We start from the raw sequence: 20,698 nt of genomic DNA, 5'->3' as shown, positions 1-20,698 counted from the left end.
GGGCGAGTATTCACTGTTCTCGCGGGTAGAGGTCGTCCTCCGACAGAGGAGGTTCGTCATGGGCTTCGGAGCCAGCCTGGCATTCGTCGCGATCGGCGCGGTGCTCGCGTTCGCGGTGAAGTGGGATGTACCGGGGATCGACCTGCAGATGATCGGGTGGATTCTGATGGCGGTGGGAGCGGTGGGGGCGCTGATCACCGGTCTGTACACGCGCCGGCCGCGGGCGGAGGAGCCGGTGGAGACGGTGGAGCATGACCTGATGTATACGGTGGATCCGCCGACGGAGCCGTACCGCGAGGTGCACGAGGAGGAGTCCCACGCCAGGGTCCACCCCGCCGAACGACACGTGCACGTCCGCCGCGACTCGTACGACGACTGACAGTGACGGGGTAGGGGGTCTGGCCCCATCGACCGACAGAGCCGGATTCGAGCCCTTGACGGGGGAGCCGGATCAACCCCCACCTGTGGTGAAGCCGGTCAGGTGAGAGCGGAGACGATCCGCGCTGCGGCCTCGGCGATCAGGGATTCTTTGTGCGGGGTGCTGTATCCGGATCGGTCGGACATGATGGCGATCACGAGCGGGGCGGTGTCCGGCGGCCACACGATGGCGATGTCATTGGCCCTGCCGTAGTTGCCGGTTCCGGTCTTGTCCGCCACCGTCCATCCCTGGGGGACCCCGGCCCGGATACGTTTATCGCCGGTGGTGTTGCGTTCGAGCCAATCCTTGAGCAGGGCGCGTTTGCCGGCGGTCAGCGCGTCACCAAGCACGAGCTTGTGGTAGTCGGCGGCGATCGCCCGGGGAGTGGTGGTGTCGCGTGGATTCCGTGGGGGGTTTCTGTTCAGCTCGGGCTCGTAGTTGTCCATGCGGCTGACGGTGTCTCCGAGCCCTCGCAGGTAGGCGGTCAACCGCGCCGGGCCGCCGATGTCGCGCACCAGCAGGTTGCTGGCCGTGCCGTCGCTGTAGCGGACGGCGGCGTCACACAGTTGCCTGATGGTCATTCCGGTCGCGATGTGATCCTCGGTGATCGGCGAGATGGAGTTGACCTCGGCGCTGGTGTAGGTGACACGCGTGTTCAGGTGACTGAGCGGGTTCTGGTGCAAGACCGCCGCCGCGGCGAGCGCCTTGAAGGTGGAGCAGAACGCGAAACGTTCGTCCGCGCGATAGGTCACCGTGGCGCCGGTGCCGGTTGCCAGGGCGTACACACCCAGACGGGCATCGTGCTTGCGTTCGAGCGCCGCGAACCGCGAACGGTCCGGGGACCTGGTAGCTCGGCGACTCGGTGCCGGGGAGCTGGCAGAGCGGCGACTCGGCGCCGGGGTTGACCTGGCGGCTGAGCGGTCATCTGCGTCGCACCCGGTCAGCGGCAGGAGAGCTGCGGCTACCAGCAGAGCACGGCGGGACGGACCGGACTGCTCAGATTCGGCAGGCACCTGCTTACACCTGCCCGTGGCTGTACGCGATCACGACCTTAAGGTAACGCACACCACCGACATTCGGTCGAACCGAATTAGCCGGGCAGAACCGGCGACCTACGCCGAAGATGACCAAGCGCGGCCGCATCCCCGGGCCCATCCCGCTCCGCGAGCCGTTCCGCCACGTACGCCCGATGCGCGGCGTCGGCGTTGCCGCCGTACTTGAACTTGCCCTTGATCTCGCTGACGGTCAGCTCCAGACCGCGAATCCCCCGGAATTGCCGGACATGCTCGGCCGGATCGACCAGCCCTTCGTCCAGCGCCGCGATCTGCTGCCGCAGAATCTCCGCCTTCCCCTCCGGATCCGTCACCACCCGGGCCTGGCAAATGAGCTGAACAGCCGCGTAGTACGTCGTCGGAATCCCCGCCCCCGGATCACCCTCGCCAGGCATGACCTTCCAGGACCCCCGCACGTACGCCCAGTCACCCGCGACCGCCAGCACCACGTTCGCATTCTCCTCAATCGCCGCCCACACGGGATTCGGCCGAGCCAGATGCAACACGATGCGCCGATCATCCACCAGCAGGAACTGCGTCGGCACGACAACCGGCACATCCCGTCCACGCCCAGCCGCGATCAACTGCCCGAACGCGTTCTCCCGCACGAACGCCAACGACTCTGCCTCGGATCCCGCGTCCCACGGATGAATAAGCATGCATCAGACGGTAAGAGAATGAACCAACCTTCGCAACCGTGTATTATTCCTCCGAACCGAGCACCACCCGCGCTGCGGCCAGAACCCCCGCGATATGCGACGAATCACCGGCCGCTACCTCGTAAAACCCGTCCTCCGGGTCGTACGCGATATCCAACCCCTGCTCCGCCAGCCGCCCCGCCCACCGCAACGCCGTGTTGATCTTCTCCTTCGGGACCGTACGCCCCTGCGCCACCGCCGACAGATTCCGCAAGTTCGTCGCCGGCCCCGACTGGCTGTGCTCCCGGCTCAGCTTCCACGGCAACGCCGCCCGATGATCGCTCATCGGCCGGGACAACCCCGCAGCCCGCTTCGCCTGCAAAACCCCCGACTCAGTCACCCCAAAATGAGCCGCCAACTCCCCATTCGACCACCCCTGCGCCACCAGCCGCGCAAGCTCCCCCTGATCGACCCGAGCCTTCCTTCCCATGATCGCCACCCTAGGCCCCGGCACCTTAACCATGTGCGCACCAGCGACGAATCTACGCTAAGGTTGTTCTCGCCTGGCCAGCCAGGCAACGGGACGTAGCGCAGCTTGGTAGCGCACTTGACTGGGGGTCAAGGGGTCGCAGGTTCAAATCCTGTCGTCCCGACCAGGTAAACCCTGGTTGGTAAGGGTGTCACGAGATTCACGTGACACCCTGTTTTATTTGAGTGACCAACCGAGGGACTACGCGCCGAAGATCCGGTCCATCACGATCGCTCCGCCCAGCAGGACAGGCCGAAGGTCGCGTCCTCGGAGCGGTGTAAAAGGCTCAACGAGGTAGGTGCCGCAGGTTGATCTTAAGCGGCCGCCGTGTCGGGCGTCGAGTCGGTGCTGGCCGCCGGGCGGAGCTGGGCGGGCGGCTGGAGCAGGGCGCGCCGCAGTCCTGCAGGACGCGCAGGCCCGTGCTGGTCACGGCGAAACCGCGCCAGCCGCGTGAGGCGCGATCGAGCACGGCCCAGACCAGGCTCACGCAGCTGGTCTCGCCCGGGAAGCGGCCGATGACCTTGACCCGGCGGCGGGTCTTGCCGAAGGTGCGCTCGATGAAGTTGGGATGCCGGACGCGCTTGTGATGCTCGGGCGGGAAACGCGGGTAGGCGGTCAGACTCCGGCGGTCGGTCAGCAGGCTCTTGACCGCGGCCGGATAACGGGCGCCCCACGTCTCGGCGAAGGCGTCGATGCGGCGCTGGACCTCCTCCACGAGCCTTTGAGCAGGCTCGATCTGTTCGCCCAGGCTGCTGATGTCGAAGATCTCCCAGTAGGCGGCCTTCACCGCGGCCTGGTCGCCGACACTGACCTTCGAGAGCACATTCCGCGCTTTGTGGGCCCGCAGAGAATCAACTTGCGTCCTTACCAAGGGTCTGCCGAGGCCAGTGGCTTGAGGATCTATGAGTCATTGCTCCGCGGGCCCTGTGGATCACACAGCGCTGGCGCAGCGAGAAAGACCTGCTCAGCAGCCCTGATCAGGCCCGGCGCGCCGTCGGAGACGATCAGCAGCGGCGGACGCGCTGACGTTCGACAGGCCGATGTGGCGGATCAGTCCATCCTGCCTCATGCCCGCCAGGGTTTCGACCGCGTTCTCGAAGGGGACGTCGGTGAAAGCGGCGATGTGCAGGTAGTAGAGGTCGATCTGCTCCAGGCCGAGACGGCGCATGCTCATGTACGCGGCCTGTCGTAGGTACCATTTGTTGCCGGTCGAGCCCATGTCACTGTATTCGGGGCCGCCGCGCAGGAAGCCGCCTTTGGTGGCGATGACGAGGTCGTCCGGGTAGGGGAAGAGCGCTGCCTTGATTAGCTCCTCGTTCGAGTGCGGTCCGTACACGTCGGCGGTGTCGATGAAGGTCACCCCGCCGCGACGACCTTTGCGAAGCAGCGCGACGGCCTGGTCGCGGTCGGGGTACTCGTCCCAGACCCTAGGCCCGGTGAGCTGCATCGCTCCGTAGCCGACGCTGCCGACGACGAGATCGCCGCCGATGGTCACGGCTTGGCGCATGGCGATGTCCTTCGTCATGGTTCCCCGCGGAGCCTTCGGGACGTGTCTGCGGCGCTGGGCTCGGTCGGCGGAGCGTTTTCAGGACGATCGTCCGGCTGAGGGGCCGACCAGTTCGAGAGCAGGGCCAGGGCCTGGGCGGAAGGGGAGTTGGGTTCGACGGTGTGCGTGCCGAAGATGAGATCGGGCTCGCCGACGGGGGTCATCGCCTCGTATCCCAGCTCCAGGTCGCCCACGACTGGTGGTGGTAGCGCTTGCTGCCGTGGTCGCGGAGGTAGACGTCGTAGTCGGCCCACCATCGCCGGAAGTCGGGGTCGCGGACAGCGAGGTCGCCGACGAGATCGGCGAGTCGCGGGTCATGGGGATTGGTGCCGGTGTAGGCGCGTAGTTCGGCGACCACGTTCCGAGCGGTGGCGGCCCAGTCGTCGTAGAGCTCGCGGGCGGCGTCCACCGTGAACAGGTACCGGATCATGTTTCGCTGCGCCGAGGGGAGGGAATCGAGCCCGACGTAGAACGCGGTGCCGAGGTCGTTGATGGCGATGACGTCCCGGCGAGGCCCGAGGACGAGTGCCGGAACGTCGATCATGAGGTCTAGTGCTCGCCGCAGTCCCGGCCGCAGACGCGGGGCAGGTGGGTTGACCGACCTGGACCGAGGCGCGTTCGCCAGCGCGAGGAGGTAGTCGCGTTCCGCCGAGTTCAGATGGAGGACACGAGCGATGGAGTCGAGCACCGACGCTGAGGCATTCCTGGAGCGGCCGCGTTCGAGCCGTTCGTAGTATTCGGCACTGACGCCGGCGAGCAGCGCCACCTCCTCACGCCGCAGCCCTGGGACCCGGCGGACTCCCATCGAGGCCGGGAGCCCGGCATCCTGCGGGGAGATGCGGGCGCGACGGGTGCGCAGGAACTCGCGCAGGTCATCGGCAGAAGGGTCAGTCATCCCATGAGGCTAGCCCGGCCGCGTGCGCATAGCGGGGGGTCTGTCATCACCCCCTCTGGCTGTTACCCGCCAGAACAGAGCGTGCCGCTTCCGATAGCCCGGGTGTTCTCTAGTGAGCAGAGACCGAAGAGTCGAAGACGAAGGGGATTACGGAACAGCATGAGACAGAACACCCTGGGCGGATCGGGCATCGTTGTCAGCGACATCGCGTTCGGCGCGATGAACTTCGGCTTCCCGGGCGGCCCCTCCGACGAGGTCGCCGTGGGGATGATCCATCGGGCGCTGGACGCCGGCGTGAACCTGATCGACACCGCCGACGTCTACACGAACGGCGAGTCCGAGCGCGTGGTCGGGCTCGCGATCAAGGACCGTCGCGACGAGGTCGTGCTGGCGACGAAGTTCGCCCTGCCGATGGGCGAGGACCCCAACCGGGCCGGCGGCTCGCCGCGCTGGGTCAAGCGCGCCGTCGAGGACAGCCTGCGCAGGCTGGGAACCGACTACATCGACCTGTACCAGATGCACCGGCCCGACTACCGCACCGACATCGACGAGACGCTGGCAGCGCTGTCCGATCTGGTGCACGAGGGCAAGGTCCGCGCGATCGGCTCGTCCACGTTCCCCGCCGAACTCATCGTCTCCGCCCAGTGGGCATCCGAGCAGGGCAGCCACCGCCGCTTCGTCAGCGAGCAGCCCCGCTACTCGATCTTCAACCGTCGCCCCGAGACCCACGTGTTCCCCACGCTGCAGCAGTTCGGCATGGGCGCACTCACCTACGCGCCGCTGGCGAGCGGTTGGCTCTCCGGCCGCGACAAGCCCTCCGGCAGCCAGCGCGCGCAGATGGAGACCCATGTCTTCGATCTCGACAGCACCGCCAACCAGGCCAAGGTCACCGCGGTGACCCAGCTCCGCGAGCTAGCCGACGGCCTCGGCATCCCGATGACCCACCTCGCGCTGGCGTTCGTCCGCGCACATCCCGCGGTGAGCGCCGCGCTCATCGGCCCGCGCACCCCCGAGCAGCTCCACGATCTGCTGGCGGCCGCGGACATCACCCTCGATGACGCGGCGCTCGACCGGATCGACGAGATCGTCGCACCTGGCGAGGACATCAACCCGGCCGACAACTACGACGCCGCCATCCCGGCCATCGCGGACAAGCGGCTGCGCCGCCGTCCGTAAGCCCGACCAGATCCACGGCGGCGCCCGCGAAACCGGCGTCGCCGCTCCACCACCAATCAATCGCACCGCGCGGCGATTCGTCGCGCCCATTCAGAGGAGAACAGAAATGCCCGGACAATTCGAGGGCAAGACCGTGCTGGTCACCGGCGGCGGCACCGGCATCGGCGAGGCATCCGCCCTGGCGTTGGCCGCCGAGGGCGCCATCGTCACCGTGGCTGGCCGCACCGAGGCCACCCTGGCCGACACCGTCGCGAAGATCGAGGCCGCCGGCGGCACCGCGCGCTGCGCGATCTGCGACGCAGCGGGTCGATCGTCAACATCTCGTCGACCGCCGGGTTCGCCCATGCCAACACCCCAACATCGCCTACACCGCGGCCAAGTTCGCCGTCCGCGGCATGACGAAGGCGATGGCCGTGGAATACGGCAGCTTCGGCGTGCGGATCAACTCGGTGCATCCCGGCGGCGTTCTCACCCCCATGGTCGCGAACGGCCTCGACGACGCGGGACGCGCCGCGGTGACGGCCACCGTTCCCCTGGGAAGGTTCGCCGAACCGCGCGAGATCTCCCACGTCGTCCTTTTCCTCGCCTCGGACGAAGCCTTCTACGTCACAGGAACTGAACTCGTGGCCGACGGCGGCATGCCGGCCCGCTGACTTCGCATCTCCGGCCGGAGCATCATCCACCGATGACTTGCGCCTGACTAGAGGGACCTCGCTCGGAGCAGCGGTGCCGACATCAGGACGGACGCTGACGGCAAGAGAGGTTCGGCACAGAGGAGCAGCCGGTCTGCGGTCGAAAGCCATCCGATGCGCGGCACGGTGCGCCAGAAGGGCCGGAACATCCTGAGATGTTCCGGCCCTTTTCAACGCCCAGTCTTACCAGCTCTGATCTGCTGCGCGCACGAACACCTCGTTGACGGCCACGCGACGCTTGCGCGTGACGATGTAGGCGACGGCGTCGGCGATGTCCTCCGGCTGCAGCTTCTCGATCGCGGCGACCTGTGCCTCCACTCCTGGCCGCAGCTCCTCGCGGGTGTGCGAGGCGAGTTCGGTATCGACGTTGCCGGGCTCGATGACGCTCACCCGCACGCGCGCCGCCTGGAGCTCCTGGCGCAACGCTTCGGTGAAGCCGTTGACCCCGAACTTGGTTAGGTTGTAGACGGCGGTGCCGGGCCGGGCTACCCGGCCGGCGGAGGAGCTGATGTTGACCAGGTCTGAGGTGCGGCGGGGCTCTGCACCGGCGGCCTCGATCAGATGGGGGAGCGCGGCCTTGGACATGTAGAGCAGTCCGAGCACGTTCACCTCGACCATCCGCTCCCACTCGCCCTCGGGTGCGTCGGCGAACGGGCCGATTAGCATCGCGCCGGCGTTGTTCACCAGCACGTCGAGTCGACCGAACGCCGCGACCACTTGCTCGACGGCTGCATCCGCCCCGGCGCGTGTGGTGATATCCGCCACCACCGCGCGGGCCGTGCCTCCCTCATCGACGATCGAGCGCACGACCTTTTCCAGCCTGTCGCCGCGACGCGCGATCAGGGCAACCGAAGCACCTTCGCGCGCGAGCTTGCGCGCCGTTGCGGCGCCGATTCCGCTGCTCGCACCCGTGACGAGCGCAACGGTGCCTTCCAGTTCCTTCGTCATGTCATTCTCCTTAGTCAGCGACTCCTTTCCGGAGCCGACTCCGCTAAGGATAGCGCAAGCGGAGCCGCCTCCGACTGTGCGCCGCCATCGACCGGAGGCGCCGACGGCCCTGCCGGTGGGGCTGAACGAGGCGTCGCCTTCTTGCCGTGCATGGTCGTGAGACCCCAGGCCGGTTCAGGCTTCTCTGTCGGTCGGGTGCGGCGTGAATGCTGGACGACTGGTGAGTGAGGGCAACGAGGGCGGCACCCGCCGAGCGGGGGCGTGCCACCCCGCGGGCCTAGTCACGAGCCGCGAGCCCGTCCAGAAGAAGGTCGATCAAGCGAGTCGCCAGTTCGCGCTGGTGCTCGTGCCCGCTGATAAGGGTGATGCCGCCGAGCGCCATCAGCACATCAGATGGCGAGAGGTCTGCGCGGAACTGACCTGCCGCGGTGCCCGCATCGAGCAACTCGGTGACCGCGTTCGCCAGGGCTTCCCGACTATGCAGGCGAAGCCCCTCTCGTGTCGCGAGGATTGCTGGCAGCGCGTCGGCCATGCCCTGCTTGGTGAGCATGTAGTCGACGAATCGCTCCATCCAGGCGCGGGTGGCGTCGAGGGGGGCGGCCTCCTGAAGGAGCGCCGCCGCGGAGTCGCAGAGGAGGTCGGTCCTGCTTCGGTAGGTGGCCTCGATCAGGTCCTCGCGGGTGGGAAAGCGGCGATAGAGGGTACCAATGCCGACACCAGCCGCGGCCGCGATCGCCTTGAGTGATGTGTCGGCGCCCTCCTGCGCGAACAACTGCGCAGAGACCTCCAGTAGACGGTCGTAGTTCGCCTGAGCGTCGGCGCGAAGCGCGCGTGGCATGTTCCTCCTTGCAAGCGGAGCCGAGTCCGCTTATGCTGAGCCGGTAACCGGATGCGACTCCATTTGCATCTTAGTTCACCGCCGCTTGAGACCGACAGTGAAGCACCAAGCGCGGGTGAGAGAAAGGCAGAACCATGACAGATCGGATCACCACGCCGTTCGGCGCGGAATCGACGGCCGACGAGGTGATCGCGGGGACGGACCTGACCGGGCGTCGCGCGATCGTCACGGGCGGCGCTAGCGGCCTGGGTCGCGAGACCGCCCGGGCGCTCGTCTCAGCCGGAGCCGAGGTCACCATCGCGGCGCGCAACCTCGAAGCTGCCTCGGAGGCCGCCGAGGAGATCACGGCCAAGACGGGAAACCCGAACGTCCATGCCGCGCACCTGGACCTCGCCGACCTCACCTCGGTGGCGGACTTCGTGAAGGGCTGGACGGGCCCGCTGCACATCCTGGTCGACAACGCCGGAGTCATGGCCAACCCCGAGCAGCGCACCCCCGAGGGGCGCGAGCTGCAGTTCGCCACCAACCATCTCGGCCACTTCGCGCTCACCGTGGGCCTCCACGACGCCCTCGCGGCCGCCGGCGACGCCCGTATCGTCGTGCTGTCCTCCGTGGGCCACGTCAACGGCCCCGTCCGCTTCGACGACCTCGACTTCACGAAGGAGCCCTACGAACCTTGGCTCGCTTACGCGCAGTCCAAGACCGCCAACATCCTCTTCGCCGTCGAGGCCGCCAAGCGCTGGGACGGCGACGGCATCACGGTCAATGCGCTCAACCCTGGCCGCATCTGGGAGACCAATCTGGGCCGCCACATCGACACCCCGCCGCAGACCTTCGACCCCTCCGGCAAGACCGGCGTGTCGGAGAAGAACATCGCGCAGGGAGCGGCGACCTCGGTGCTGCTCGCCGCCTCCCCCCTCGTGTCGGGCGTCACCGGCAGGTACTTCGAGGACTGCCAGGAGGCCGAGCCGTTCGTCCCAGGCATCCGCAGGGGCGTCGCCGACTACGCGATCGACCCCGACAACGCCCGGCGCCTGTGGAACGTCTCGGTCGAGCTGACTGGAGTTGGCGAGTGAGCGGAGAGCTTGTGGGAACCCATGCCTTCATCACGGGAGGCGGCATCGGCAGAGCCAGCGCCATCGCATTGGCCGCACAAGGATGCTTCGTCGCGGTGACCGGACGCACGCAGCGCGCACTAGACGAGACCGTGGAGTTGGTGCGGGAAGCCGGGGGCACGGCGTAGACACGCCCTTGATCGCCGAAGGGCGCTCGCCGGAGGTCATGGCTGCGCGGGTCGCCGCGCACCCCATCGGTCGGATCGGGCGGCCGGAAGAGATTGCGGACGCCGTCGTCTGGCCCGCGGTGGTCACTGTTAGGTTGCGCACGAGATGGGTGGCTAGCATCGTTCGGGATATGAGCGCAGCAATAGTTGTGAAGGACCTCGCGGCCGGGCATGGGGAGCGGGTCCTGTTCTCGGGGCTCGACCTCGTGGTCGCCCCTGGAGATGTCATCGGGCTCGTCGGGGTCAACGGCGCGGGCAAGTCGACGCTGCTGCGCCTGCTTGCCGGCCTCGACGTGCCGGAGCAGGGCGGCATCAGCCTCACCCCGGCCACGGCGGTCGTCGGCCACCTGCCCCAGGAGCCGGAGCGCAGGCCAGGCGAGACCGTCCGCCTGTTCCTGGCCCGCCGTACCGGCGTCGCCCAGGCGCAGCGCGACCTCGACGCCGCCACGCAGGCACTGGTGGAGGGTCTGCCGGGCGCCGAGGACGCGTACAGCACGGGGCTGGAGCGCTGGCTCTCGCTGGGTGGCGCGGACCTCGACGAGCGCGCCACCGAGGTGGCCGCCGACCTGGGCCTCACGGTCGGCCTCGACCAGCCGATGACTTCGCTGTCCGGCGGCCAGGCGGCCCGCGCGGGGCTTGCCTCGTTGCTTTTGAGCCGCTACGACCTCTTCCTGCTCGACGAGCCGACCAACGACCTCGACCTCGATGGGCTCGACCGGCTGGAGAAGTTCGTGACCGGCCTGCGCTCGGGCACGGTGCTGGTCAGCCACGACCGCGAGTTCCTCGCCAGGACCGTCACCAGCGTGCTCGAGCTCGACCTGGCCCAGCATCGGGTTCGGCTGTACGGCGGCGGCTACCAGGCCTACCTGGACGAGCGCGAGGTCGCGCGGGCGCACACCAGACAGCAATACGAACAGTACGCCGAGACCCGCACCCAGCTCGAGGCCCGCGCCCGCACCCAGCGCGCCTGGATGGAAAAGGGCGTCAAGAACGCGCGCCGCAAGATGAGCGACAACGACAAGATCGGGCGGAACGCCCGGGTCGAGACGACCGAGAAGCAGGCCGCCAAGGCCCGCCAGACGGAAAGGCTGATCGAACGACTCGATGTGGCGGAGGAGCCGCGCAAGGAGTGGGAGCTGCGGATGGAGATCGCCGCCGCGCCCCGCGCCGGAGCGGTCGTCGCCACCCTGCGCGGGGCGGTGGCCCGCCGCGGTTCCTTCAGACTCGGTCCTGTCGATCTGGAGATCGGCTGGGCCGAGCGGGTGGCCATCACCGGGGCCAACGGCGCAGGCAAGACCACATTGCTGGCCGCGTTGCTCGGCCGGCTTCCGCTTGAGGAAGGGCATGCCTCACTCGGCCCCGGCGTGGTGGTCGGAGAGGTGGACCAGGCACGAGGATTCTTCCTGGGAGGCGAGCCGCTGCTGGATGCCTTCGGGGCGCTGGTCTCGCCGATGCCGCCCGCCGAGGTGCGCACGCTGCTGGCCAAGTTCGGGCTGAAGGCCGCCCACGTGATGCGCCCCGCGGCAACCCTGTCGCCTGGCGAGCGGACCCGGGCAGCCCTGGCGTTGCTGCAGGCCAGGGGTGTCAACCTGCTTGTGCTCGACGAGCCGACCAATCATCTCGACCTGCCCGCGATCGAGCAGCTGGAGTCGGCGCTCGCGCACTATCCAGGCACGCTGCTGCTGGTCACGCACGACCGGCGCATGCTCGAGGCGGTGCAGGTGGGCCGTCGCCTGCGGGTCAGCGCGGGGCTGATCACCGAGCTCTGAGTACGACCAGAGCCGTCACCCGGACCCGATCCAGATCCCCTCGACTCCTCACGAAACACGGGACACGTTGTCATCGGGAACCGGTCCTCCATGGCGTCGATACTCATGACACCTTGGGGACGGAGTTCGTGGATGGACGATGATTTCGACAGCTTCGTAGTGCAACGCTACGACCGGTTACGAGGTTCGGCCTTCCTGCTCACGGGAGACCTCGCGACCGCTGAAGACATAGTGCAGACGGCACTGGCGAAGGCCTGGGCGGCGTGGGGGCGGATCAATACCAACCCCGACTCCTATGTGTACCGGATCGTGGTGAACACCCATATCTCCTGGTGGCGCAGGAAATGGCGCAATGAGCTGCCCTCCCCAGAAGTGCCCGAGTATCCCGACCCCCACGACTTCACCATCGAGGTGGTACAGCGGCAGGCGCTCCTGGCGGCGGTCGGCGGCCTGCCGAGGAGGCAGCGGGTAATCGTCGTGCTGCACTACTTCGAGCAGTTGACGCTCATCCAGTGCGCCGAGGTGCTCGGATGCTCGCTCGGGACAGTCAAGACGCAGCTCGGCCGCGCACTGAAACGGCGGTCTTCACGCACTTCCCCCAGAAGGAGGCGCTTGTCTTCAGCGACGAGGACGAGAGGCATGAACGCCTCGCGGTCGCGGTAAGCGGCCGGGCGCCGGGGACCACGATCTCCGACGCGCTGAAGGCGCACTACCTCTCCGAGATCGCCGCGATGAAGTCCGAGCCCCAGCGCCAGGTCCTCACCCTCATGGAAGAGACACCGGCCCTCGTCGACTACGCAGAGAAGATGTGGTTCCGCCACGAGGATGCCCTGACCGCCGCGATCACCGAGGAGCTCGGGCTCACCGAGCCAAGCGACGAGATCCGCTTCTACGTCCGGTTCGCCCTGCACATCCAACTCATCGCCATCCGCGAGGCCGATCCAGAACCGACCATCGATGCGGGGTTCCGACTACTCGATGAGGGCTGGACGCGCTATCGCGAGGCCGGAGCAGCTACAACTCAAAGACGCGGATGAGGGTAGCTGTCTCGGTGGCCGCTTGTCGGGGCGCAACACCATTCCCGAGCGCGGTGAGCTGTCGGGGGTCCGGGCAAGCCCCGCGACGGCTGTCGGCCGGTTAGAACGCGGCTGTCGCCGGGCGATCGGGCGAGCACGGAGACCGGGTCGCACGTGGCTGTCGGCGGGTGGTTCAGGCCAGGACGGTGACCGGGTCGCCGAGTCGTAGTTCGCCGCGGCCTCGGGGGATCAGGCGGATGCCGAACCAGGTCTTGCCGTTCCAGCGGCGGTGGCGGGCGAGGGTGCGCAGGGGTTCTTTGCCCTTTTGGAGGGTGACTGGGTCGTAGGTGGTGGTGGCGCAGCGGTCGCAGCGTTCTGAGACGCGGAAGGTGAGCGGGCCGATGCGGATCTCGTGCCAGTCGTCCTCGGCGTACGGGGGTGCGCCGTCGATGACGAGGTTGGGGCGGAAGCGGGTCATGTCCAGCGGGCCGGGCGGGTCCTCCTGGCGTTCCAGGGCGCCTTCGATGATCCAGTCGTCCAGCCGCCGCAGCGAGGAGCGGGAGGTGAGCATGATGGGGGCGTCCCCGGCGAAGCTGACGACCTCGCCGGGCAGGCCGCCGTGGGACGCCGGGACGGGGCAGCGGTTGGGGTCGTCGAGCCAGACCAGGCAGGCCGGTTTGCCGAGCAGCCGGGTGAACCAGGCGTGCGCGTCGGGGTCCGCGAGTACGGCGGTGTCCAGTTCGACGAAACCCACGGGAGCGCTCTCTCCGGTGGCCGGGGGGATCTTCAGCTGGGGTAGTCCCGGCGCGTCGAGCAGTAGCCCGTCCTCGTCCGTGGCGCTGGCGACGACGGACAGCAGCCGGGGATTCTCCCCGACCCAATGCAATTCCCCGTGCTCGTCCACGACGGCCCAGCGGCGGTCCCCGGCCAGCCCCCACGGCTCCACGACCGCCGAATCCACCACCCGCCCTGAAACCGACTTAACCGGATATTTCCGGATCTCAGCTAGCTCCATCCCAGCACCATACGTCCAAGAGAGCGCTTTCACGAGTGGTTGGCGTCTGCCCGGGCTCACCGTCCGGAGGCCGCCTGTCTAGCTGTCGCCCGTCTCGAACGGGATGAGCTCCGGTCTTTCGCGGTGACGTCGTCGCCGCAGGAGGTTCCGCGCCGAGCCACGGCCTGAAATGTTCACGGAGCCACTGCGCGTCCTCCCGGCGTTTGGCCGCGGGGTGGACCCGCTCCCGGGGCGGCCACACCTTGCGCCAGCCGTCCTCGGGCGGGACCCAGCAGGTCCAGCACCTTCGCGGCGACCATCCGGTGGCCTTCCTGCGTCTGTCGACGTCAAACGTGCGGCGTCAGCAGCGAGCGCAGCAGGCCGGGCCATCGGGGACCGTCGTAGACCCGTTCGGGTATCAGATAGCGGTAAGAACCGACGGCGCGGATCTCGTCGTCACGCACGGGCAGCATGACGAACTCCAGCGAGAACGGTCGTGCCTTGCGGCCCAGCTCGTTCTCGACCTCGGCCACCATCTGGCCGGTCGGCACCTTCTCACGCATATGCCGGCCAGCCGCCATGCCGGCGCTCTTGCGGGCGTTGCCCCAACGACGGGCCTGCTCCCAACGTCCGGCCACAGCCTGCCGCAGCGCGGGGAAACCATGGAGGCCGGAGAAGCCGGGCGGTGAGAATGACCACACCACCGGCGGGTTCTCACGATCCAACGGCAAGGTCATCGTGGGGGCGGTGACAAGTGACCGCCACCAGTCCAACCATCCCTCGGCCAGTTCCGCGGCGTCCGACGGGTCCGTACGCCGATCCGGCAGCGTCTCGACATCCAGCGGCCCGGGTACGACGCCCTCCACGTCCACCTGGATGCGTTCGGCGGCGCGGAACCACAGCGCAATGTCGTGCGCCTCCGACCAATGGTCAATGCTGATGCGCCACGACATCGAACCAGCTAGCTGCATCGCCCGCTCCGGTCTGCCTACCCCCTGGGACCGCCGCTTCTCCCCGCGGCCACAGGTTCGCATGCGATCTCGTCCCCGTCGATAGCGCCGCACCCTTCTGCCGTGAAGCATCACGACTTTCGCTGATCCATGGCAAAAGGTATGGGCAAGTCGAAGATCTCGCTCTATATTACGGCGAAGAGAAGCATTAATTCCGGCATGTTACAGCGAATGAGACCCGACATCCGCCGTTCGATCGGCATATCGGCGGCGCCGTAACCCCCCACGCCGCGCTGAACGCGGCGCCCTCACCGAGATGGGACTGGTCATGCGGAAATTACCCCTGTTATCCGTCTTACTGCTCACCGCACTCTCATGGCTCGTCGTACCCGCTCAAGCGCGCGCGGCGGTGCCGCCGCAGGAGCCGGGCATCACCCTGCGCACCTACGACGTGCAAGTCGAACTGTCCAAGCTCTGCACGCTCAAGCCCGGTCAGACACCCAACGTGGACAAGCTGATGCCCACGATCGACTGGGCCTCCGACGCCGACTTCGGCCTGGTCGACATGTTCGTCACCGAGGTCATCGGCAACATCTCCATCGCCGCCGCGGGCACGTACGAGTTCCGGCTCACCAGCGACGACGGCTCCCGGCTGCGCATCGACGACACCGTCGTGATCACCAACGACGGGCGGCACGGGCCGATCGCCGTGGACGGCACGATCACCCTGACCACCGGCTACCACGCGCTGCGCCTCGACCACTTCGAGCACCTGTACGGCCAGCAGCTCAAGCTGGAGTGGAAACCACCCGGATCCTCCGCGTTCACCCTCGTGCCGAACTCGGTGCTGAGCACGGACGCGGACGTGGTGCGGGTCACCGCCCCCGGGCGCAAGGAGTGCGAGAGCGGCGCCGACTCTCCGGGCGACGGGCTGCCGCTGGAGTCCGTACACCCTGACTTCACGCTCACCGACCTGCGACCGGACGATTTCCAGCCGCAGGTGACCGCGATGGACTGGCTGCCCGACGGCCGGTTGGCGATCGCCACGTGGGGCGGCTCGGAAACCAGGCTCGGCGAGGTCTACCTGCTCGGCAACGTCACAGGCCAGACCTCACCCGCGCAGGTCACCACCAAGAAGATCGCCAGCGGGCTGCAGGAGCCCATGGGCATCAAGTACGTGGACGGCAAGCTCTACGTGTCGGAGAAGTCCCGGCTGGTGGAGCTGAACGACACCAACGGCGACGAGGTCGCCGACAACCTCAGGACCGTGGCGACCTGGCCGTTCGGCGGCAATTTCCACGAGTTCGCGTTCGGACTGCTCTACCGTGACGGCCACTTCTACCTCAACCTCTCCGTCGCCATCAACTACGGCGGCGCCACCACCGACCCGCAGCCGGCGCCGGACCGGGGCACGACCATCAAGGTCGACAAGGCCACCGGCGAGGTCGAGTACATCGCCGGCGGTCTGCGCACACCCAACGGGCTCGGCTGGGGTCCGAACGATGACCTGTTCGTCTTGGACAACCAGGGCGGCTGGCTGCCCGCCTCGAAACTGGTGCACATCACGAAGGACCGGTTCTTCAACCACTACACCAACCCTGACGGCCGGTTCGACAACAACCTGGTGAGCGCGCCCGTGCTCTGGCTGCCGCACAACGAGATCGCCAATTCCCCCAGCACGCCGCTGCTCATGAAGCAGGGCAGGTTCGCGGGGCAGCTGTTGTTCGGCGACGTCACCTACGGCGGGATCCAGCGCGGCTACCTCGAGAAGGTCAACGGCGAGTACCAGGGCGCGGTCTTCCGCTTCACCCAGGGCCTCGAGGCAGGGGTCAACCGGATCAGCCTGGGGCCCGACGGCGCCATCTACGCCGGAGGTCTCGGCGCCGGCGGAAACTGGGGCCAGCCGGGCAAGCTGACGTACGGACTGCAGAAGCTGACCCCCGGCGGCGACAAGGCTTTCGACATCCTGAAGATGCGCGCGATCGAGGGCGGCTTCGAGCTGGAGTACACCCAGCCGCTGTCGGCCGAGACCGCCGCGTCGCTGGCGGCCAAGTATCAGCTCACCCAGTGGCGGTACGCCGCGGCCTCCACCTACGGCGGCCCCAAGGTGGACGAGGAGCCGCTGACCGTCACCTCCGCCGACCTGTCCGCTGACAGGAAGAAGGTCACGCTGAAGATCGCGGGCCTCAAGGCCGACCGCGTGGTGCACCTGCGCTCGCCGCGTCCGTTCAGCTCGGCGTCGGGGCAGCCGCTGTGGAGCACCGAGGCCTGGTACACGCTCAACACCTTGGTCAACGGCCCGGAGACCGACACCGTCTACGAGGCGGAGAGCGCCTCGCACAGCGGCGGCGCGAAGCTGAACACCGACCACCAGAGCTACACGGGCGCCGGTTTCGTCGACGGCTACGGGAACCTGGGAGCGGCCACGCAGTTCGCCGTGCACGCCCCCAGGGACGGCACGTACCACGTCGGCCTGCGCTACTCCAACGGCCCGAACCCCGCACCCGGCAACAAGTCCGTCAGCGTGTACGTCAACGGGACCAAGATCAGGCAGGTGCCCCTGCCCAGCACGGTGACGTGGGAGCAGTGGGCCACCCGGGTCGAACCGCTCACGTTGAACGAGGGCACCAACCTCATCACCTACAAGGTCGACAGCGGCGACACGGGCCACGTCAACCTCGACTCCCTCACCGTGGCCGCGCAGCGCGTGTTCGAGGCGGAGAACGCCACCCTGGCCGGTGGCGCGAAGGCGAACAGCGACCACCCGGGCTTCACCTACAAGGGCTTCGTCGACGGCTACTGGAACGCGGGCGCCAGTACGACGTTCAGCGTGTGGTCGGACACGACCGGCACGCACAACGTCGGGCTCCGCTACGCGGCCGACACCGGCAGGTCGGTGAGCGTGTACGTCAACGGCGACAAGGTCAGGCAGGTACGGCTGGCCGGCACCGGCGGCTGGGACGCCTGGGCCGTCCAGACGGAGGCGCTCAACCTGAACCGGGGCACGAACGAGATCACGTACAAGTACGACAGCGGCGACACCGGCAACGTCAACCTGGACCACATCACCGTGTCGACGGCGCAGCGGATCACGCTGTTCGACGGGTCCAGTCTGGCGGCGTGGGAGAAACGGGCCGGCGGGTCGGCGACCTGGCCGATCGCGAACGGTTCCGTGGAGTCCTATGGCGGCGACATCCGTACCCGGCAGACGTTCGGCGACTTCAAGCTCCACGTCGAGTGGTACGAGCCGGACTACCCGCCGAACGTGACCGGGCAGCAGCGCGGCAACAGCGGCGTCTACCTCCAGGAACGCTACGAGATTCAGGTTCTCGAGTCGTCCGGTGACCCCGCACCGCTCGTCAACGGGGCGGGCTCGATCTACAACAAGCGCGCGGCCGACAGCAATGTGGCCACCGCTTCAGGAACGTGGCAGACCTACGACATCACGTTCCGCGCGGCCCGCTACACCAGCGCGGGGGTGAAGACCGACAACGCGCGGGTGACGGTCGTCTGGAACGGCGTGGTGGTGCACAACGACGTGGCCATCGACGGCGGCACAGGCGACAACATCCCGGAGAGCGCGGCGTCGGGCGGGATCCGCCTCCAGGACCACGGCGACGCCGGCGAGAATCCCCGCTTCCGCAACGTGTGGATCGAACCCGTCTCCTGATCTCAACCGGCCGGCAGGCCCGTCCCGCCCTCTGCGGGACGGGCCTGCCGGCCGAGCCATGTGCGCGCCCCGATGCCCTCGTCTTGGACGCTCGCTGAAAGAGCTTGAGCGCGACCGCCGGCCGGATCCACCCGGGGATGCCACTCGTCTCGTCACGACCGTGCGCGCTCGACGCATGGCTGGACGGTAACGATTGCCAAGTAGTCAATTCCCTACTGTTCACCTGTTCGTTAGTGCCACTATCCAAGTGCTGGTGGGCAGGTCGGGGGAGCCACGCCGCCTCCATGCCGGCCGGCACGATATGCGCGGTGACCAGCATGGACAGGAACCAGATCCGGGGCTGACCGCCGCCGCCGACCGGCTGCGGGCCGCGGGTGGGTGTCTCGAAAACTCGCAAGGGGGCTCCCTCGACCGACCCTTGACTGGCAACATGGTCGGGTATAAAAACAAACGGAACAACATCGAAACGGCGGTGAATCAACAGCAATGTACGCCGAGGAACGGCAGCAGGAGATTCTGCGTGAAGCCCGGTCCGCGGGGCGGGTCAACGTGGTGAGCCTGGCGGAACAGTTCGGCGTCACGACGGAGACGATCCGCAGGGACCTGACGGTCCTCGAGCGCGCGGGCGTGCTGCGGCGGGTGCACGGCGGGGCGATCCCGGTCGAGCGGCTTGGCTTCGAGCCCGCTCTCGCGGCGAGGGACGAGGTCATGACGGCGGAGAAGGAGCGCATCGCCAAGGCGGCGCTGGGCGAGTTGCCGCAGGACGGAGCCATCATCATCGATGCGGGCACGACGACGGGCCGCCTTGTTCAGGCCATACCCGCCGACCGCGAGCTCACCGTCATCGTCAACTCGCCGCCCCTGGCCACCGCGCTGGCCGGCCGCGCCAATGTGACGGTGTTCATGCTGGGGGGCCGGGTACGGGGGCGTACGCTCGCGACGGTCGAGGACTGGGCACTCCAGCAGCTCTCCCAACTGCATATCGACGTGGCCTTCATGGCGACCAACGGCTGTTCCGTAGCCAAGGGACTGACGACGCCCGACCCGGCGGAGGCAGCGATCAAGCGAGCCATGATCGCCTGCTCGCAGCGGGCCGTGCTACTGGCGGACCACACCAAGTTCTCCGACAACTACCTGACGCGCTTCGCGACGTTGTCCGAGATCGATGTGATCATCACTGACACGCGGCTGGATCTCCAACTTGCCGGGGATGTGGCGGCAGCCGGACCAGAGGTTGTGCGCGTATGATCCTCACGCTGACGCTGAACCCAAGCCTGGACCGTACCATCGAGGTCGGCTCGCTGACCCGTGGCGCCGTCATCCGGGCGGCGGCCGCTCACCTCGACCCCGGTGGCAAGGGGGTCAACGTGTCACGCGCGCTGCTGGCCAACCAGGTGCGGTCGCGCGCTGTCGTCCCGTTCGGCGGGGCCGAAGGGCAGCAGCTCGTGGCCCTGCTCGCCGCCGCGGGCATCGACATGATCTCCGTTCCGGTGGCAGGGGCGACCCGTTCCAACGTCACGCTGGCGGAACCCGACGGAACCGTCACCAAGATCAATGAGCCTGGCACGCCGCTGACGGCGGCCGAGCTCGACACGCTGGCGAGCGCGGTCCTCGACGCCGCCGGATCGGCCGACTGGGTCGTCGCCTCGGGCAGCCTGCCGCCCGGTGTGCCGACCGAGGTGTACGCCGTTCTGTGCGAGAGGTTCGTCAGCGCCGGCATCCAGGTCGCGGTCGACACGAGCGGACCGGCCCTGGTCGCCGCGCTGCCTGCCGGCCCCACGCTGATCAAGCCCAACCGCGAGGAGCTCGCGGAGGCGACCGGCACCCCGATCACCTGCCTCGGCGACGCCATCGACGCCGCGGGCAAGCTCCGGGCGATGGGCGCACGCTCGGTGCTGACCAGCCTCGGCGCCGATGGAGCGCTGCTCATCGAGGGCGACCAGGTCTGGTTCGGCAGTTGCCCCGTCGAGGAGCCGCGCAGCAGCGTGGGCGCGGGCGACGCCATGCTCGCGGGATTCCTGGCGGCGGGCGCACGCGGCGAATCGGCGCTGGCCGAGGCCCTCGCGTGGGCGAGCGCCGCCGTGGGACTGCCGGGCAGCCGCATGCCGAGCCCGGCCGACATCGATCGCACAGCTGTCCGGATCTGCACCGCTGATCCGGCCCTGCCGCTCATGCCCGGGGGATGAGCGGCGCATTCCCCCCACCAGGCAGCCCCCGCAAGGGCTGCCCACCCCGAAGGAGTACATCAGTTGGCCACCCCATATACCCCCACGGTTCAGGGAACC

General features: G+C 68.0%; 21 protein-coding genes, 1 tRNA gene and 1 pseudogene. 13 read left to right on the top strand and 10 right to left on the bottom strand.

Features of this window, described 5'->3' with window-relative positions:
• Positions 1-58: 58 nt before the first annotated feature.
• Positions 59-379 carry a DUF6458 family protein gene (locus ABGB08_RS43325; RefSeq protein ID WP_347603069.1) on the top strand — a complete coding sequence of 107 codons (321 nt, stop codon included), beginning with the start codon at positions 59-61 and terminating at the stop codon, positions 377-379.
• 98 nt (positions 380-477) lie between these two features.
• Here the strand turns inward: ABGB08_RS43325 and bla are convergent, their stop codons facing one another.
• The 3 genes from bla to ABGB08_RS43310 form a co-directional block, all read right to left on the bottom strand.
• Positions 478-1,431: a class A beta-lactamase gene (bla, locus tag ABGB08_RS43320; RefSeq protein ID WP_347603067.1), complete on the bottom strand. Its 954-nt coding sequence runs from the start codon at positions 1,429-1,431 to the stop codon at positions 478-480.
• A gap of 77 nt (positions 1,432-1,508) precedes the next feature.
• Entirely contained in the window at positions 1,509-2,129 is a 621-nt protein-coding gene (locus ABGB08_RS43315; RefSeq protein WP_347603064.1) for an FMN-binding negative transcriptional regulator, read from the bottom strand.
• A gap of 43 nt (positions 2,130-2,172) precedes the next feature.
• Positions 2,173-2,598 (bottom strand): hypothetical protein, encoded by a 426-nt coding sequence (locus ABGB08_RS43310; protein WP_347603061.1) that lies wholly within the window; start codon positions 2,596-2,598, stop codon positions 2,173-2,175.
• An 89-nt stretch (positions 2,599-2,687) separates the two neighbouring features.
• On the opposite strand from ABGB08_RS43310, the gene ABGB08_RS43305 reads away from it, so the two are divergent.
• A tRNA-Pro gene (locus tag ABGB08_RS43305) sits at positions 2,688-2,764 on the top strand.
• 159 nt (positions 2,765-2,923) lie between these two features.
• Here the strand turns inward: ABGB08_RS43305 and ABGB08_RS43300 are convergent.
• The 3 genes from ABGB08_RS43300 to ABGB08_RS43290 all read right to left on the bottom strand — a co-directional run bounded on the left by ABGB08_RS43300 (position 2,924) and on the right by ABGB08_RS43290 (position 5,078).
• Complete coding sequence (locus tag ABGB08_RS43300; RefSeq protein WP_347603058.1) at positions 2,924-3,508, bottom strand: transposase; 585 nt, start codon at positions 3,506-3,508, stop codon at positions 2,924-2,926.
• 93 nt (positions 3,509-3,601) lie between these two features.
• Entirely contained in the window at positions 3,602-4,162 is a 561-nt protein-coding gene (locus tag ABGB08_RS43295) for an aldo/keto reductase (protein WP_347603055.1), read from the bottom strand.
• A 181-nt stretch (positions 4,163-4,343) separates the two neighbouring features.
• On the bottom strand, positions 4,344-5,078 hold the full coding sequence (locus tag ABGB08_RS43290; RefSeq protein WP_347603052.1) for a helix-turn-helix transcriptional regulator: 735 nt from the start codon (positions 5,076-5,078) through the stop codon (positions 4,344-4,346).
• A 159-nt stretch (positions 5,079-5,237) separates the two neighbouring features.
• On the opposite strand from ABGB08_RS43290, the gene ABGB08_RS43285 reads away from it, so the two are divergent.
• The 3 genes and pseudogenes from ABGB08_RS43285 to ABGB08_RS43275 all read left to right on the top strand — a co-directional run bounded on the left by ABGB08_RS43285 (position 5,238) and on the right by ABGB08_RS43275 (position 6,907).
• Positions 5,238-6,254, top strand: coding sequence for an aldo/keto reductase (locus ABGB08_RS43285; protein WP_347603049.1), 1,017 nt, complete (start codon positions 5,238-5,240; stop codon positions 6,252-6,254).
• A 106-nt stretch (positions 6,255-6,360) separates the two neighbouring features.
• A pseudogene (locus ABGB08_RS43280) lies at positions 6,361-6,513 on the top strand (SDR family NAD(P)-dependent oxidoreductase); the annotation flags it as partial.
• Between the two features lie 136 nt (positions 6,514-6,649).
• Positions 6,650-6,907 carry an SDR family oxidoreductase gene (locus ABGB08_RS43275; protein WP_347603046.1) on the top strand — a complete coding sequence of 86 codons (258 nt, stop codon included), beginning with the start codon at positions 6,650-6,652 and terminating at the stop codon, positions 6,905-6,907.
• 222 nt (positions 6,908-7,129) lie between these two features.
• Here ABGB08_RS43275 and ABGB08_RS43270 read toward each other — a convergent pair whose 3' ends face one another.
• Positions 7,130-7,894 carry an SDR family NAD(P)-dependent oxidoreductase gene (locus ABGB08_RS43270; RefSeq protein WP_347603043.1) on the bottom strand — a complete coding sequence of 255 codons (765 nt, stop codon included), beginning with the start codon at positions 7,892-7,894 and terminating at the stop codon, positions 7,130-7,132.
• Positions 7,895-8,171: 277 nt separating this feature from the next.
• Positions 8,172-8,732, bottom strand: a complete 561-nt coding sequence (locus ABGB08_RS43265) for a TetR family transcriptional regulator (protein ID WP_347603040.1) — start codon at positions 8,730-8,732, stop codon at positions 8,172-8,174.
• Between the two features lie 134 nt (positions 8,733-8,866).
• Here ABGB08_RS43265 and ABGB08_RS43260 point away from each other — a divergent pair, with 134 nt between their 5' ends.
• The 5 genes from ABGB08_RS43260 (at position 8,867) to ABGB08_RS43240 (ending at position 12,820) form a co-directional block, all read left to right on the top strand.
• Positions 8,867-9,808: an SDR family NAD(P)-dependent oxidoreductase gene (locus tag ABGB08_RS43260; protein ID WP_347603037.1), complete on the top strand. Its 942-nt coding sequence runs from the start codon at positions 8,867-8,869 to the stop codon at positions 9,806-9,808.
• Positions 9,805-9,975 (top strand): hypothetical protein, encoded by a 171-nt coding sequence (locus ABGB08_RS43255; RefSeq protein ID WP_347603034.1) that lies wholly within the window; start codon positions 9,805-9,807, stop codon positions 9,973-9,975. The genes ABGB08_RS43260 and ABGB08_RS43255 overlap by 4 nt, the downstream gene beginning before the upstream one ends.
• Positions 9,976-10,145: 170 nt before the next feature.
• The gene (locus tag ABGB08_RS43250) at positions 10,146-11,783 is read left to right on the top strand and encodes an ABC-F family ATP-binding cassette domain-containing protein (protein ID WP_347603031.1); all 1,638 of its coding nucleotides are present in this window, start codon (positions 10,146-10,148) and stop codon (positions 11,781-11,783) included.
• A 132-nt stretch (positions 11,784-11,915) separates the two neighbouring features.
• A complete protein-coding gene (locus tag ABGB08_RS43245; RefSeq protein WP_347603028.1) occupies positions 11,916-12,446 on the top strand; it encodes a SigE family RNA polymerase sigma factor in 531 nt (176 codons plus the stop codon).
• A 68-nt stretch (positions 12,447-12,514) separates the two neighbouring features.
• A complete protein-coding gene (locus tag ABGB08_RS43240) occupies positions 12,515-12,820 on the top strand; it encodes a hypothetical protein (protein WP_347603025.1) in 306 nt (101 codons plus the stop codon).
• Between the two features lie 172 nt (positions 12,821-12,992).
• On the opposite strand, the gene ABGB08_RS43235 is transcribed toward ABGB08_RS43240, so the two are convergent.
• Positions 12,993-13,814, bottom strand: a complete 822-nt coding sequence (locus tag ABGB08_RS43235) for an MOSC N-terminal beta barrel domain-containing protein (RefSeq protein WP_347603022.1) — start codon at positions 13,812-13,814, stop codon at positions 12,993-12,995.
• 326 nt (positions 13,815-14,140) lie between these two features.
• Positions 14,141-14,764 carry a hypothetical protein gene (locus ABGB08_RS43230; RefSeq protein ID WP_347603019.1) on the bottom strand — a complete coding sequence of 208 codons (624 nt, stop codon included), beginning with the start codon at positions 14,762-14,764 and terminating at the stop codon, positions 14,141-14,143.
• Positions 14,765-15,071: 307 nt separating this feature from the next.
• On the opposite strand from ABGB08_RS43230, the gene ABGB08_RS43225 reads away from it, so the two are divergent.
• The 3 genes from ABGB08_RS43225 (at position 15,072) to pfkB (ending at position 20,599) form a co-directional block, all read left to right on the top strand.
• Positions 15,072-18,413, top strand: coding sequence for a family 16 glycoside hydrolase (locus ABGB08_RS43225; protein WP_347603016.1), 3,342 nt, complete (start codon positions 15,072-15,074; stop codon positions 18,411-18,413).
• Positions 18,414-18,899: 486 nt separating this feature from the next.
• Entirely contained in the window at positions 18,900-19,661 is a 762-nt protein-coding gene (locus ABGB08_RS43220) for a DeoR/GlpR family DNA-binding transcription regulator (RefSeq protein WP_347603013.1), read from the top strand.
• Complete coding sequence (gene pfkB / locus ABGB08_RS43215) at positions 19,658-20,599, top strand: 1-phosphofructokinase (protein WP_347603010.1); 942 nt, start codon at positions 19,658-19,660, stop codon at positions 20,597-20,599. Before ABGB08_RS43220 ends, pfkB begins: the two co-directional genes overlap by 4 nt.
• Positions 20,600-20,698 lie beyond the last annotated feature (99 nt).

This window comes from Acrocarpospora sp. B8E8 (assembly GCF_039871605.1).
Classification (GTDB): domain Bacteria; phylum Actinomycetota; class Actinomycetes; order Streptosporangiales; family Streptosporangiaceae; genus Acrocarpospora; species Acrocarpospora macrocephala.
This window is presented reverse-complemented; position numbering and strand designations above follow the sequence as displayed.

What these genes read in the sequence shown, in the direction of transcription:
- ABGB08_RS43220 (WP_347603013.1), top strand. Translation starts at nt 18,900, where the DNA reads ATGTACGCCGAGGAACGGCAGCAGGAGATTCTGCGTGAAGCCCGGTCC.
- ABGB08_RS43235 (WP_347603022.1), bottom strand. Translation starts at nt 13,814, where the DNA reads ATGGAGCTAGCTGAGATCCGGAAATATCCGGTTAAGTCGGTTTCAGGG.
- pfkB (WP_347603010.1), top strand. Translation starts at nt 19,658, where the DNA reads ATGATCCTCACGCTGACGCTGAACCCAAGCCTGGACCGTACCATCGAG.
- ABGB08_RS43240 (WP_347603025.1), top strand. Translation starts at nt 12,515, where the DNA reads ATGAAGTCCGAGCCCCAGCGCCAGGTCCTCACCCTCATGGAAGAGACA.
- ABGB08_RS43225 (WP_347603016.1), top strand. Translation starts at nt 15,072, where the DNA reads ATGCGGAAATTACCCCTGTTATCCGTCTTACTGCTCACCGCACTCTCA.
- ABGB08_RS43260 (WP_347603037.1), top strand. Translation starts at nt 8,867, where the DNA reads ATGACAGATCGGATCACCACGCCGTTCGGCGCGGAATCGACGGCCGAC.
- ABGB08_RS43325 (WP_347603069.1), top strand. Translation starts at nt 59, where the DNA reads ATGGGCTTCGGAGCCAGCCTGGCATTCGTCGCGATCGGCGCGGTGCTC.
- ABGB08_RS43290 (WP_347603052.1), bottom strand. Translation starts at nt 5,078, where the DNA reads ATGACTGACCCTTCTGCCGATGACCTGCGCGAGTTCCTGCGCACCCGT.
- ABGB08_RS43250 (WP_347603031.1), top strand. Translation starts at nt 10,146, where the DNA reads ATGAGCGCAGCAATAGTTGTGAAGGACCTCGCGGCCGGGCATGGGGAG.
- ABGB08_RS43285 (WP_347603049.1), top strand. Translation starts at nt 5,238, where the DNA reads ATGAGACAGAACACCCTGGGCGGATCGGGCATCGTTGTCAGCGACATC.
- ABGB08_RS43315 (WP_347603064.1), bottom strand. Translation starts at nt 2,129, where the DNA reads ATGCTTATTCATCCGTGGGACGCGGGATCCGAGGCAGAGTCGTTGGCG.
- ABGB08_RS43310 (WP_347603061.1), bottom strand. Translation starts at nt 2,598, where the DNA reads ATGGGAAGGAAGGCTCGGGTCGATCAGGGGGAGCTTGCGCGGCTGGTG.
- ABGB08_RS43275 (WP_347603046.1), top strand. Translation starts at nt 6,650, where the DNA reads ATGACGAAGGCGATGGCCGTGGAATACGGCAGCTTCGGCGTGCGGATC.
- ABGB08_RS43265 (WP_347603040.1), bottom strand. Translation starts at nt 8,732, where the DNA reads ATGCCACGCGCGCTTCGCGCCGACGCTCAGGCGAACTACGACCGTCTA.
- ABGB08_RS43295 (WP_347603055.1), bottom strand. Translation starts at nt 4,162, where the DNA reads ATGACGAAGGACATCGCCATGCGCCAAGCCGTGACCATCGGCGGCGAT.
- ABGB08_RS43230 (WP_347603019.1), bottom strand. Translation starts at nt 14,764, where the DNA reads ATGCAGCTAGCTGGTTCGATGTCGTGGCGCATCAGCATTGACCATTGG.
- ABGB08_RS43245 (WP_347603028.1), top strand. Translation starts at nt 11,916, where the DNA reads ATGGACGATGATTTCGACAGCTTCGTAGTGCAACGCTACGACCGGTTA.
- ABGB08_RS43270 (WP_347603043.1), bottom strand. Translation starts at nt 7,894, where the DNA reads ATGACGAAGGAACTGGAAGGCACCGTTGCGCTCGTCACGGGTGCGAGC.